Here is a 12,110-nt window from a genome sequence, read left to right on the forward strand (position 1 = left end):
TCCGCACTTTGGGTATCAGAGCTGACGGGAGTGGGGTATTTTCGCGAAGGAGTCGGCCAAAAGGGCTAGGTTTTAAGCCAAAGCGTTCTTATAAGCCTGCAGTGTCTTATCAAACATTTGCTTGTTTGAAAACTTTTTCTGAATATGTTCAATGGATTTACGGCCCATGGATTCTCGCTCTGCCTTGGTCAGGCCCAGAATTTTATCAATGTATTCGGCCAAAACCCGGGTATCTTCCGTTGGAAACAAGTACCCTGTTTCCCCGTGGATCACAATTTCTTTCACGCCCCCTTGGTTGCTGGCAATAACGGGGCACCCCATAGCGCCCGCTTCTGCCATAGTGCGGCCAAAGGATTCTGGCCAAGTTGAGGGGCTAACCGTAACAGTTGCCAGCTTATATAGGGCGGGCATATCTAAACAATTTTCCTTAATAAACAACTTATCCCGGATGCCATAAATTTCCGCCTGCTCTTCCAGTTCTTTTCTGTAAGATTCATTTTTGCTTTTACCAACAAACAGACAAATATATTCTTTGTTTTTAAGGTAAGACAAGGCTTCTAGCAAAACCTCATGACCTTTGGGGCGCGACAACCGACCAGGCACAAAAATAACAAATTGATCTTCTGGAATTTGCAGATTCTGAATCAAGGCTTCTAAACGTCGTTGAGGAACTTTATCGGGGGCAAAGATAGTCAAATCAACGCCTCGGGGAATCAGGACGATTTTTTTAGGATGAATTTTGTAAATTTCTTTTATGTGCGCGCTAATAAAATGAGAAACCGCAACAATCAAAGACCCCTTGGTCATAATTTTATTATAAAATTTCTTTAGAAAATTCTGATGACTATAGAGCCCATGAAAAGTGGCAATCATCTTGGCCTTCGTTTTACGAATGGCGAAATAGGTGCTCCAAGCCGGCGCACGGCTACGTACATCCACCAAGTCAATATTGTGGGTTCTAATAAATTTGCGCAGTCTAAAAATATTCAAAAATATAACAAGGGGATTCTTTGAATCAACGGGAATAGACTGATGAACGGTACCTTGTTTTATCAGCAAAGGAACCAGATTTCCCCCAGCAGACACAACAAAAGAGCCCACATTCTTTTTGTTTAGATACGCAGCCAGTTCAATGGTGCCGCGTTCTGCCCCGCCCATATCAAGCCTTGGGATGATTTGCAGAACACGAAAAATTTCTCCAGTAGATTTCATATTTTCACTATAAGTGGGGAAAGTTAAAAAAACAACTTGAAATCAAATTAAAGATGATGTCATAGTAATAAGAACAGGGAGGATTTATCATGAAAAAATATATTTTTATTCTAATCGGGTTTCTTGCAATGGTTGCTGCAACACAAGAGTCTTTTTCCTATTGGCATGGGTATCGCAATGGCTGGGGAAGGGGCGGATATTTTGTTGGCAGACCTGGACTTGGTGGCGGATTTGGCCGCTGCGGTCGTTGGGGCTGTGGCGGTGGTGGTTGGGCACCAAGAATCGTTCTATAAATCACCACAATCCCTCTAGTCGCCCAAAAGCCTTTAGAGAAAGTGATGTAAACGATAACATGATAATCAGGGAGATATAATATCATGAAGAAAATAGTTTTTATTCTACTTGGTTTCGTTTTGGCCCTTTCTCAAAATGCTTTGTCAACAGAGGCTGATGTGGGAGGAACAGAAGAAGAATCAGGGGCAGGCGCACCAAATTTAGGAGCCGAAGACAGTGATGTATTGGGCACGCCAACGGGAGCTGCTCCCTCTGGTCAGACACAAATGAATCAGGGGCAAGGATCTATGCGGTCTCAGGGAAGCTATCAACAAGGAGGAAATCCTCAACAGATGTCAAATAATCAGAATCAACAATCGTTTCAGGGACAATCACCCTATGGGCAGCAAATGGGATACCAACAGCCAATGATGGGTGCAGGGTTTGGTGCCTATGGTTATCGCCCTATGGGTTGGAATCGTCCCTATTCTCCTGGCGTCTATCGTCCAAGTTTTGGTGGCGGGTTTGTCGCAAACCACCCTTACTGGGCTGCAAATCACCCTATAGCTGCTGTGGCTTCTGCCTTAACAGGTTTCAGACCCGGTCTAGCTGGCCCCGGTTGGGGTGCTCGTCCCGCATGGCGCCCCGGTGGTTTTGGTCTAGCTCGCCCCGGTTGGGGTGCTCGTGCTGCTTGGGTCCAGCCCGGCGTGGGGGGGTATGGTCGTCGTTGGAGATAATCTAACTCCTCCACCTAAAAAGAATCCAGATATTCCATTCTGTTAAACGATAATAGAAAAAAATTTCTTTTTTCTATCTTGACGATCTGCTTCGAATGGTCTAATTAGTCATCCTATAGCGAAGTTGGTTTGAAGGGTATAAGGAATAAGAAGCGGGCGTGTTAGCTTGTCTGCACCCGCGACGAATGACGAAATACTCCTTTTTAGTAGCTGAGCTATATAAAAATAACATAAAAAAAGGAGACTAATATCATGACTACAATTAATCTATCAAAAGTTCTATTTTCAAAAAGCGACCTACCAACAACAAATATCGTTTCCCCTAAATAGTTATTATTTAGGTAACAACTAAGCCATTTTTTGGCAGCCCCTCTGAAGCAAGAGGGGCTTTTTTTAAGGATTATTTGTGAGAACTGAAACAGATTTTTACCCATGCCCTAAGCGGGCAGACTTTTTAGTGGCGGGCCTTCGTAAGAAGTTGGCTGGAAGTCTTTCCTATCTGTTGGAATTTGCATCCGTTAATCACAAAATTGAGCCGACAAAAGCCCAGAGCAAAATAAATCAAATTTCCAATGCCCCGAATGTTTCAGGGTATTTATTTGCGCTTAATAAAAAACTTTTAGATAGTTTGCAGAATAATGATAAGCAAACTGTCCAAGAAATTATTGATGAAATTGCCACAGGAAATTATATTTTTTCAGACTTCTCTTTCACGAATTTCCCCACAGAAACAAGGCAGAAAACCTGGTTATCTGAGGTTGTGTGCTTTGAGGAAAACTGCTACCCAGGGCCTGTGCGTTGTGAAGAAGATCAATACCAAATCACAAAAAAAGGATTAGAAAAAGCCTTCCAAGTCTTGAAGGATGTTGATCCAGAACTTCATGGGGAGATTTTTTCTTTGGCCAGCGAAGCTTTGATTTTCGATTCAAAAGTTATGCGCACTGGATCCAGTTTTGATCTTTATGGATCTATTTATTACAGCCAGCTTAGACCCCACAATGATTGGTTAAAATTTTTAGAAGATACAGTGCATGAGGCAGCTCATCTTTATTTATTTTCCTTTGTTGGGGATGACGCCCTTGTTTTGAACAAATTTGAAAAACTTTATAATATTCACTTCCGGGATGACAAAAGGGCTTTAGTTGGCGTTTATCATGGAACGTTTGTTTTGGCTAGAATTCTATATTTCTTTGATAAGCTGATAAAAAGTGGGCACCCCTCAATAAAGGGTCGAGAAGACAATCTAAGAGAGTTGCTAGCTGGATGGAAGCAAAGCTTTTCAGACGGTCTGCAAGTCATAGAAAGAGATGGGGTTTTAACGCCATTTGCCAAGGATTTGATGCTAGATACGAAGGAAAAAATTTCTTTAATAGATTAAAAAATAAAAAAATATGGAGGAATCTTGATATCATTATTTTTGTTAGTTGGGCTTATTGGGGGTACGACCTGGGTTCTTGTTCCGGTTCAACTTAAATATTTGCCTTTTGAGTTTGCTGTATCTTATCGATTCGGTCTGGCCAGTCTTGTTCTTTTTACGGTCGCCTTGGTGAAACACAGGTCCTTTATAAAAATTTCAAGGACGGATCATCTGTTGCTTGTATTACAGGGGATTCTTTTTTTCGGCTTGAATCATATCCTGTGCTATATTTCGTCACAATATATTCCCACAGGGCTGATTGCCGTTTCCGTTTCGTTGATGATCATTCCGAATGCTATTTTGGGCTTCTTATTGTTCAGAGAATCGATCACCCCCCAATATATTTTGGGGGCGACGTTGGGTCTTATTGGCGTTCTTTTGACTCTTTATGGAAAAGATTTTTCCTTATCAGGTCATTATTTCACAGGGTTTTCTATTGCTTTCTGCAGCACCTTTTTGTCAGCGGCGGGCACCATACTTTCCAAAAAACTTACTCTTAGGAAAATTCCTATTCTGTGGATAACGGCTTACGGTACCCTTTATGGAAGTATTTTTAGTTTCTTTTTAGGCTTTCTACATCATGGAAAAATTTATACGTCTTTTGATACATCTTATATTTTGGCTCTTTTTTATGTATCAATTGTGGCAACCGCTTTTGTAAGTATCGTTTACTTTCAAGTGGTTGCAAAACAGGGCGCTAGTCGAGCTGCTTATTTGTGGCTGGTCGTTCCAGTGATTGCCGTCTTTGCATCCCAAATATGTGAAAATTTTCATCCCCATATCTTGACCTGGTTTGGACTGGCGCTGGTTATGGGGGGGCTCTTTTTATGTCTAAATGAAAAGAAAATTCCTATGAAAAAACTGGATGTTAAAGTTTCAGAAAGCGCTTAGGATATAGCTAAAGACTATAGAGAAAGATACCCCTCTATTGCTTTCCTTAGGTTTGTCCGAAGGATCTGTAAAAAAGATAAACTATTTTTTAGAAAAGAATTTCCGCAAGTATTCGTACAACTCATTGATTTTTTGCGAATCCCGCATTCCTTCTGGGTAGTAAAAATAAACTTTAACGGAAGGACCAGGGTATTGTGGCAATAATTTAACCAAAGGCACCTTACTGTGAAGAGCCATTTGTGATATAGGGGCAATTCCCAGACCGTTTTCAACTGCTTTTAACATGGCAGCACCTGAATTAATGCTTAAAAAAGGCTGAAAATCTTGAGGTAACAAGGATAGATGCCAGTTAATTTCCCTATAAGGAAACGCCGCATAATGTCCATAGGAAATAATTCTATGTTTTGCAAGGTCTTCTTTGGTCTTGGGTTCTCCATGAGTTTTAATGTAGTCTTCACTAGCATATAAATACATCTGCGAATCCCAAAGGTCTTTTTTATCAAAATCCTCGTGGCTAGACATGAAAGGCCGAACAGCAACATCAACCTTGCCAAAAACGAGATGAGTTTCATCATCACTCCCTACAACCGTAAGGCGAACAGCTGGGTAAGCTTTTATAAACCCTGCCAATGCATCAAGCATATATAAATTAGCCATGGCATTGGTCGTTGAAATAACGATTTCACCAGCTATAGATTGCTGATTAGCTTCAAGCAATCCTTCTGCCTTCCGCAGTTCAGCTAAAATCTTATTGGTTGATTTCAGAAAAGTTCTGCCTTCCTCAGTCAAAACAAATTTTCTTTTGCCTTGAAAAAAGAGATCACAATTTAATTCTCGTTGCAGGGCATAAACCTGTTTTGAAACCCAAGAAGGTGTTACAGAAAGATTTTCTGCCGCTTTATTTAAACCGCCAAATTCGGCCACTAAAGAAAAAGCTTTTAATTTATCTATATCCATTTTTTATCATCAAGTTATACGTTCTTCCTTCAAGATAAACGAAGAGCGTGCATTTTCAAAGTTTAATTTACGAAACATGTCTATAACAGAAATATTCGGTTGATCGCAAGGAAATTATCTTATATAAGGAGACTATGGAAAAAATACATATCAATTATGGAAACTATAACAGAAGGCTGCACATGGAAACCTCATCAGAAATTACTACTACAGGGCGCCCAACACTATCCTTTGAAGAAAAGGTTACCGATACCTACGGTCCCCATTTTAAAAATTTGGAATTTTTTATGAATCAAGCGGAAGATCGCATTGTGGTTGTGCAAAAAAAAATTGACCAATTATCCTGTTTTCTAAAAACATTAAAAGAAAATATGAATCAAATAAATCAGTCTTCCTCCTTTTCAAAGTTTTCTGATAAGAATTTTTAATTCATCTCTGTATCGAGTAGTCTTTTTTTGAGTTCTGTATCGTAAAAGCGCAATTGCTCATAAACTTTTCCAAAAACTGTTTCTTTTGTTTTATCAGTTTCCTTTAAAAACATCTGATGGCCGGATTCCAGGCCCGTAAACAACTCAACCGCATCAAAGACATCATCAAAGCTCCATACACTAAACTTGCCCTCGTCAATGGCTTTAGAGACCTCTGGCAACAGGTTTAAATTGGTTTCATTGCCCTTGGGAATCATGACTCCTTGAGTACCCGTTAAACCTTGCCGTTTACAGGCGTAATAAAATCCCTCAACCTTTTCATTGACACTCCCAATGGGTTGCACCAAACCGAACTGATTCATGGACCCTGTGATGGCGATATCTTGTCGCAAGGGAACATTGCCCAGGGACGACAAAATGGCCAATAATTCAGCAATAGAGGCACTGTCTCCCTCTACCCCCGTATAGTTTTGTTCGAAGGTAATATTGGCGGAAAAAGAAATGGGAAAATACTTTGCCAAAAGACCCTTCAAAAACCCTTCTAAAGATAGTACTCCCTTATGTTGAAGGGGTCCCCCCATATCAACAGCATGCTCAATATTAATGACTCCATGACGACCCATATAGGTGCGTGCTGTAATGCGAGAGGGGCTTCCAAAAGTTTCAGACCCAATACTTTGAACTGTCAATCCGTTGATTTGCCCCGTGGCCATTCCCCGGGTTTTAATCATAATCAGATCTTCTTCCAAATATTCCTGTTCAAGATCTTGGAATTTCGAATTGCGACGATGGCGGCCTTCAATGGCATGCACTACATCCTCTTGTCGGATGCTTTTTTTGCTATCAGTTTTTGCGAAAACGCTCGCTTCTTTTAAAATATCCTTAAAAACAGATATATCTGCCGTAATTTTTTTACGATGGTTAGCCAGACGGCATCCATAACTAATGACATACTTAAGGGCAGAAGATTCAACAGCATATTTTAGTTCTTTAATGCAATATTCTTGCAGCAAACAGGAAATTATTTCCAGGTTTTTTGGTCCAATAGAAATGGTGGCATCAATGTCTGATTTGATTTTGAAATAATCCTGAAATTCATCATCTGCGAAGAAGAATGAATAGTACCATTTGGGATCGCCCACCAGAACAATTTGAACGTCTAAAGGAATGGGTTGGGGGTCTGGAGCCTCTAACAGCGGCACACCTGCAACACGATAGAGTTCTTCAATGCGAATTTCTTTGTCTCGTAAGGCTGCTTTTAAAAAGTGCCAGGTTTGGGGGTTGTTGGCAAGTTCTTCTCCCCGTAAGACCAAAATTCCCCCGTTAGCTTTATGAAGAGATCCAGGAAAGATCATCGTGAAATCCGTTTCAAACCCCCCCATAGGCGTTGTATAATATTTGATGGATCCAAATAAATTTTCGTAAGAGGGATTGGGCTCCAAAATCACGGGCAAGTGAGACATGCCGTCGTTCGAAACAAGCACATGAATGGCATACCATTTGTCTAAAGAAACCTCATCTTTCTTTTTCAAATCATTCTGGGTATTCAAAAAAAGATGCAAATGTTTCAGCATATCTTCCTGCATCGCATGAATCCACTCTTGCATCCCATTTACTGTTGCATAGGCTTTTTCCAGTTTTTCCAGATGGGGATTAATAACTTCGCTTGCTCGTGATCTTTTAAGGTGGTCTAACCTTTCCGAAAGGTTATCCCCCTCTGATAGGGCAATCTGGGTTAAAGAGGCTAGACCTTCATGTATTTTTTTCAACAAGGGAGCAAGCTTCTTTTGCATCGAATCTGGTAACTCTTCAACAGGTGTAAACCCCTTTTCCGTTTTGAAAACGATTACCAGGCTTTCGTCCTTGGCCCGATGAATATCTAACTGATGGGATACAGCAAAATGGCGCACCTTATCTAAGGTTTTTTGCACCATATGTTCAACACTTTGTTCTTCTTTTTTGATGGCCTTAATGAATTCTGGATCTGCAAAATTCTTTAAAAGAGATTCCTTAATTTTTCGAATAGTTTGCCCAAGTTCTTCTTTAAATTTGTTGGCTATTCCTGTTGGAAATTTACAGAAATAGGGCTTGCTGGGTTCTTTAAAGTTGTTCAAATATACAAGATCACAAGGGGGGGGAACGTCAGAAAGGTTTGATTTTATATAATTGAGTGTGGCCTCCATGGTACCTGTTCTGCTGCCTGCAATTACAAATACATTAAATCCCGGATCCCGCATTTTTATTGCAAAATCCAAGGCTGTTTTGGCCCGATGGTGGGAAGATAAATCAAATAAGCTCAGATTCTTTTGGTCCGCCGATTTTTTTGAAGGAACGGCTAGATTTGGAATTCCATAATTTTTAAGCAGAACGGCCTTTGGCATGGTTATCTTCCCTGTCTTTTATATTTTTCTAAGGGTACCGTACCTTACAAACCAAAGTCAACGACCATTTCCAGAATCAGAGCTTGAAAAGCAGAAGCTAAGGCAGTTAGCCTATTAGCTTGTAAAGAGCCTTTCCAACGGTATAAGTTCCAAACCCTAAAATTCCTGTGCCAGCAATACGGTTGATATATCTAAAAATAACTATATCGAAGCGGGTGTGAACAAAGTGAACAAAAAAGGCCAAAACAGTCCACCAAATCATAGATCCCGCGGAAACACCAATAACTAGGTTGCCAATTTGATTACCAGATAGGGCTGTTTCAAAAACGCCAAAGGTGACAAACATTCCTAGAAATAGAAAGGTCGTCATGGGGCTGGCAATGGTTAGGAATAGAGTGCTTACGAAAGAGTGAATAGCTTTTTTTTCTTTTGGAGGCTTGCTTTTGTCTAAAAGGGGGCTTGTGAAAATTTTAGCGCCTAGATAGACCAAAAAAAGACCCCCGACAATATAGAAATAGATATCATAGCTTTTCATCCAACTGTTAATGGCATTAGAGCCCATGGCTGCAACCCAGCTATAAAAAGCATCAGCCAGAGTGGTTCCTAAACCAGCAGCTAGGCCAGATATAAGGCCATAAGCCATGGTTTGTCGAATACAGAATATGGCCACAGGCCCAGGAGGAGCTGCCACAAAAAACCCCACTAAAAATCCCTTTATGAGAAATGCATTAAGAATGTGTTCCATTTTAAGACCCTTTCACGATAGATGCGCCCCTGGGTTAAAACCTGAGTGAGCCCAGGGGAAATCTTTAGTTAAAACAATAGGCAGTTTTTTTAATTTTTTTATGAACGACGATTTCCAAAGAACCGAAGCAGCATCAAAAACAAGTTGATGAAGTCAAGGTACAAGGCCAAAGCCCCCATGATGGCTTTCTTTGAATGCACTTCAGTTGTGTCTTGTTCCCAGTATATTTCCTTAATACGTTGAGTATCATAGGCTGTAAGGCCTGTAAAAACTAACACGCCTACGGCAGACACAACAAATTCTACCATGGTGCTTTTTAGCCAAATATTCACAACAGATGCCAAAATAATACCAATCAAACCCATGAACAAAAATGAGGCAAAGGAGGATAGATCTTTTTTAGTTGTATATCCATATAAACTCATGGCACCAAAAGTACAGGCTGTGATACTAAATACGCGGGTAATGCTGGCGCCTGTATACACGTAACAAATGGGCGACAAACTTAAACCGGTTAGGGCTGCATAAGACCAGAAAATAAGCTGAGCCGTTGAGGCATCCATTTGACTAATGCGCATAGATAACCACAAAACCAAACCGATTTGGGCAAAAAGGAGCATAATAGCAAAACCGCTAGCCGCTACATGCCCTTGGGCATTTATAACAAACAATAGATTTTGAAGAGCTGGTATTTGGGTGACTGCGAAAGCTAGCAAAGCTGTTACCACAAGGCCAAAGGACATATATCCGTAAACCTTTAACATATAGGATCTTAATCCCTGGTCAACGCCTTCGCCAATAGCGGAATGATTGATAATGTGGGGGTTATAGTTTTTCATAGGACCTCTCTTATGATTAGTTACAAACAATAAGAAAGATACACCAGGTAAAAAAAAAAGACAAGCTGTCCCAATTTTGCGTATAGCTATCAAAGATATGAGACTAAGAAAGGGTGAGTGGCTATATAGCTAAACTTCTAGAAAAAGATACCCCCTATATATAAGGTGTGAAGAATATCTAAAGATAGGCCCCATCCCTTAAAAGTAACTGCTTTGTACTTCATGTTCTCTCTCGAAATAAGGCTCAGAAAAAATTATAAATTCTCTCTACTTTGCCATTTTATTTTGTAAAAACTGTGATACAGTAAATTAATATATAAAAAAAAAATAAAAACCGGGGGGGTTTTATTGTTACGTCAAATAATTTTTGCGACGCTTTTTATTCTAATAAGCATGTCTGTAGGGGCTTATGTTCCTGAGGGAGCTTTGCCGTCTCAAGTAGAACGGAATCTTGAACTTGAGCCAGACATCTTAGCCGAAATGCAAGACGAGCCAACATTTGATGAACATCCCCCAGAGATACCTTCCTATGTTTCAGAGCAACCTAATGCTTATAAACGGAAAGAGCATTTTGAACCCGAGTCCTCAGACATCCTTTCGGATATGCATGACTCTGCTCTTCACGAGCATCATGCCCCCAAACACCATGCTGCTCATGAGACAGAATCTCATCATGCTTCTTATCACCATGAACATGGGCGCGAACATCATAGACATCATCATGAAGAACACAAAACCCCGGTTCATGAAGCAAAATTTATTTTAAAGAAAATAACTTTGGATGGAAAAGATATTGATGAGCCGCATCTTATGCTTATGGCTCAAAAATTTTTGGGTCGGAAGACCAGCTGGAAAGAACTTGATGTTCTTTCTAAGGAAATTACCCGCTTTTATCGAAATCAAGGATGGTTCTTGGCCCAAACAACTTTACCAAAGCAAGAAATCGTTAAGGGTGTTCTGAATTTGCACGTGGCTAAGGGATATGTAGACAAGGTTATATATAAAGGTGAGGCCTCGGTCATTAATGATAAGGTCAAGTCTTATATGGACAATGTAACCATATCGCGACCTTTAAATAAGAAAACCTTAGAGCGCTATATTCTTTTACTAAATGATCTGCCCGGCATTGTGGCGACGGTAACCTTTGATGCGTCCCATAGCCATGAAGAAGCAGCCACCATGATTGTTGAGATTGCAGAAACTCCTGTCAATGGAAGTACGTCAATCAATAACGATGGTACTAAATATATGGGCCCATGGCAGGCTAACACGAGCCTAAGCCTTAACAATCTTTTGGGTCAAAATGAAAAGGTTGATTTAACGGCGGGCGCTGCAACTGAATTTAAAGAAATGAAGTTTGTTCAGGCCAATTATTCCCAGCCCTTGTTTTCTGAGGGGCTAAAATTGAATATGGAAGCCCAAAGAATTTGGACGCGCCCTGGAAACGTTTTGGCACCGCTTCATATAGAAGGTCTAATGACTGAAGGTAAGATGGGGGTTAGCTTCCCATGGCTTAGAAGCCGTTTTGAGAATTTGTCAACGGAAGTGAATCTGAAGACCATTGATATGCAGAACTATACGTTGGCAACTAATGCTCAACAAAAAGATCGCCTGCGTATGATTGAAGCTTATATCAACTATGACTTTTCCGATAAATATATGGGGCAGAACTTAATCCGTGTTGGTCTGACAAAAGGGTTTGAGGGGCTGGGCTCTATGTCGAACAACTATCCATCCAAAACCAGGCCCGGGGGCAATGTGGAATTCTGGAAAACAAATTTCTTGTTGATGCGTAACCAAGCTTTGATTGACGCTTGGATGCTGGCCCTTAGCTTGCAAGGGCAGTTGGCGGGCAGTGCGCTGCTTTCATCCCAGCGCTATGGTATTGGGGCCACTTTTGATCGGATTTATCCTGCGTCAATTTATACAGGTGACAGCGGATTCCAAGCCAAAGCGGAATTGAATTATACGTTCTATGACCTGCTGAAAACTCAAACGTTAACACCTTATACTTATTGGGCTTATGGGATGATCCATAACAGATCACCGCAATCAAATGAAAACTCTGAATCGCATATTCAAGGATTGGCGTTGGGGCTTCGCAGCAGAATTTTGAAAAATTTAGACGGATATATTGAATTGGAGTTGCCCTTTAATACAAGTACTCCAACACAGGGAATACAGAATAAAGTGTCAATGGGGCTCACATTAAAATATTAGAGAAAAAGAA

Annotated in this window: 11 protein-coding genes; 6 read left to right on the forward strand and 5 right to left on the reverse strand. The window is 40.6% G+C overall.

The window, feature by feature from the left end; all coding sequences use genetic code 11:
* Positions 1-72 precede the first annotated feature (72 nt).
* Positions 73-1,212 carry a glycosyltransferase family 4 protein gene (locus tag WCG05_01755; protein ID MEI8320719.1) on the reverse strand — a complete coding sequence of 380 codons (1,140 nt, stop codon included), beginning with the start codon at positions 1,210-1,212 and terminating at the stop codon, positions 73-75.
* Between the two features lie 89 nt (positions 1,213-1,301).
* Between WCG05_01755 and WCG05_01760 the strand changes: the two genes are divergently transcribed.
* The 4 genes from WCG05_01760 (at position 1,302) to WCG05_01775 (ending at position 4,530) form a co-directional block, all read left to right on the forward strand.
* Positions 1,302-1,505, forward strand: a complete 204-nt coding sequence (locus WCG05_01760) for a hypothetical protein (GenBank protein ID MEI8320720.1) — start codon at positions 1,302-1,304, stop codon at positions 1,503-1,505.
* Between the two features lie 84 nt (positions 1,506-1,589).
* A complete protein-coding gene (locus tag WCG05_01765) occupies positions 1,590-2,222 on the forward strand; it encodes a hypothetical protein (GenBank protein ID MEI8320721.1) in 633 nt (210 codons plus the stop codon).
* 406 nt (positions 2,223-2,628) lie between these two features.
* Positions 2,629-3,600: an HEXXH motif-containing putative peptide modification protein gene (locus tag WCG05_01770; GenBank protein ID MEI8320722.1), complete on the forward strand. Its 972-nt coding sequence runs from the start codon at positions 2,629-2,631 to the stop codon at positions 3,598-3,600.
* Between the two features lie 24 nt (positions 3,601-3,624).
* Complete coding sequence (locus tag WCG05_01775) at positions 3,625-4,530, forward strand: DMT family transporter (GenBank protein MEI8320723.1); 906 nt, start codon at positions 3,625-3,627, stop codon at positions 4,528-4,530.
* Between the two features lie 81 nt (positions 4,531-4,611).
* Here the strand turns inward: WCG05_01775 and WCG05_01780 are convergent, their stop codons facing one another.
* The gene (locus WCG05_01780) at positions 4,612-5,487 is read right to left on the reverse strand and encodes a LysR family transcriptional regulator (protein ID MEI8320724.1); all 876 of its coding nucleotides are present in this window, start codon (positions 5,485-5,487) and stop codon (positions 4,612-4,614) included.
* Between the two features lie 134 nt (positions 5,488-5,621).
* Here WCG05_01780 and WCG05_01785 point away from each other — a divergent pair, with 134 nt between their 5' ends.
* On the forward strand, positions 5,622-5,915 hold the full coding sequence (locus WCG05_01785; GenBank protein MEI8320725.1) for a hypothetical protein: 294 nt from the start codon (positions 5,622-5,624) through the stop codon (positions 5,913-5,915).
* On the opposite strand, the gene WCG05_01790 is transcribed toward WCG05_01785, so the two are convergent.
* The 3 genes from WCG05_01790 to WCG05_01800 form a co-directional block, all read right to left on the reverse strand.
* Complete coding sequence (locus tag WCG05_01790) at positions 5,912-8,296, reverse strand: AAA family ATPase (protein ID MEI8320726.1); 2,385 nt, start codon at positions 8,294-8,296, stop codon at positions 5,912-5,914. The two genes, WCG05_01785 and WCG05_01790, sit on opposite strands and share 4 nt — an antisense overlap.
* Before the next feature lie 106 nt (positions 8,297-8,402).
* The gene (locus WCG05_01795) at positions 8,403-9,041 is read right to left on the reverse strand and encodes a LysE family transporter (protein MEI8320727.1); all 639 of its coding nucleotides are present in this window, start codon (positions 9,039-9,041) and stop codon (positions 8,403-8,405) included.
* 98 nt (positions 9,042-9,139) lie between these two features.
* The gene (locus WCG05_01800) at positions 9,140-9,880 is read right to left on the reverse strand and encodes a Bax inhibitor-1/YccA family protein (GenBank protein ID MEI8320728.1); all 741 of its coding nucleotides are present in this window, start codon (positions 9,878-9,880) and stop codon (positions 9,140-9,142) included.
* Between the two features lie 348 nt (positions 9,881-10,228).
* Here WCG05_01800 and WCG05_01805 point away from each other — a divergent pair, with 348 nt between their 5' ends.
* On the forward strand, positions 10,229-12,100 hold the full coding sequence (locus WCG05_01805; protein MEI8320729.1) for a ShlB/FhaC/HecB family hemolysin secretion/activation protein: 1,872 nt from the start codon (positions 10,229-10,231) through the stop codon (positions 12,098-12,100).
* Positions 12,101-12,110: the final 10 nt, after the last annotated feature.

The sequence above is a fragment of the Alphaproteobacteria bacterium genome, assembly GCA_037146715.1.
In the GTDB taxonomy this organism is placed as follows: domain Bacteria; phylum Pseudomonadota; class Alphaproteobacteria; order UBA7879; family UBA5542; genus JBAWWO01.

Coding starts and splice junctions, on each gene's coding strand:
- WCG05_01755 (MEI8320719.1), bottom strand. CDS start 1,212: ATGAAATCTACTGGAGAAATTTTTCGTGTTCTGCAAATCATCCCAAGG.
- WCG05_01760 (MEI8320720.1), top strand. CDS start 1,302: ATGAAAAAATATATTTTTATTCTAATCGGGTTTCTTGCAATGGTTGCT.
- WCG05_01765 (MEI8320721.1), top strand. CDS start 1,590: ATGAAGAAAATAGTTTTTATTCTACTTGGTTTCGTTTTGGCCCTTTCT.
- WCG05_01780 (MEI8320724.1), bottom strand. CDS start 5,487: ATGGATATAGATAAATTAAAAGCTTTTTCTTTAGTGGCCGAATTTGGC.
- WCG05_01785 (MEI8320725.1), top strand. CDS start 5,622: ATGGAAAAAATACATATCAATTATGGAAACTATAACAGAAGGCTGCAC.
- WCG05_01790 (MEI8320726.1), bottom strand. CDS start 8,296: ATGCCAAAGGCCGTTCTGCTTAAAAATTATGGAATTCCAAATCTAGCC.
- WCG05_01795 (MEI8320727.1), bottom strand. CDS start 9,041: ATGGAACACATTCTTAATGCATTTCTCATAAAGGGATTTTTAGTGGGG.
- WCG05_01800 (MEI8320728.1), bottom strand. CDS start 9,880: ATGAAAAACTATAACCCCCACATTATCAATCATTCCGCTATTGGCGAA.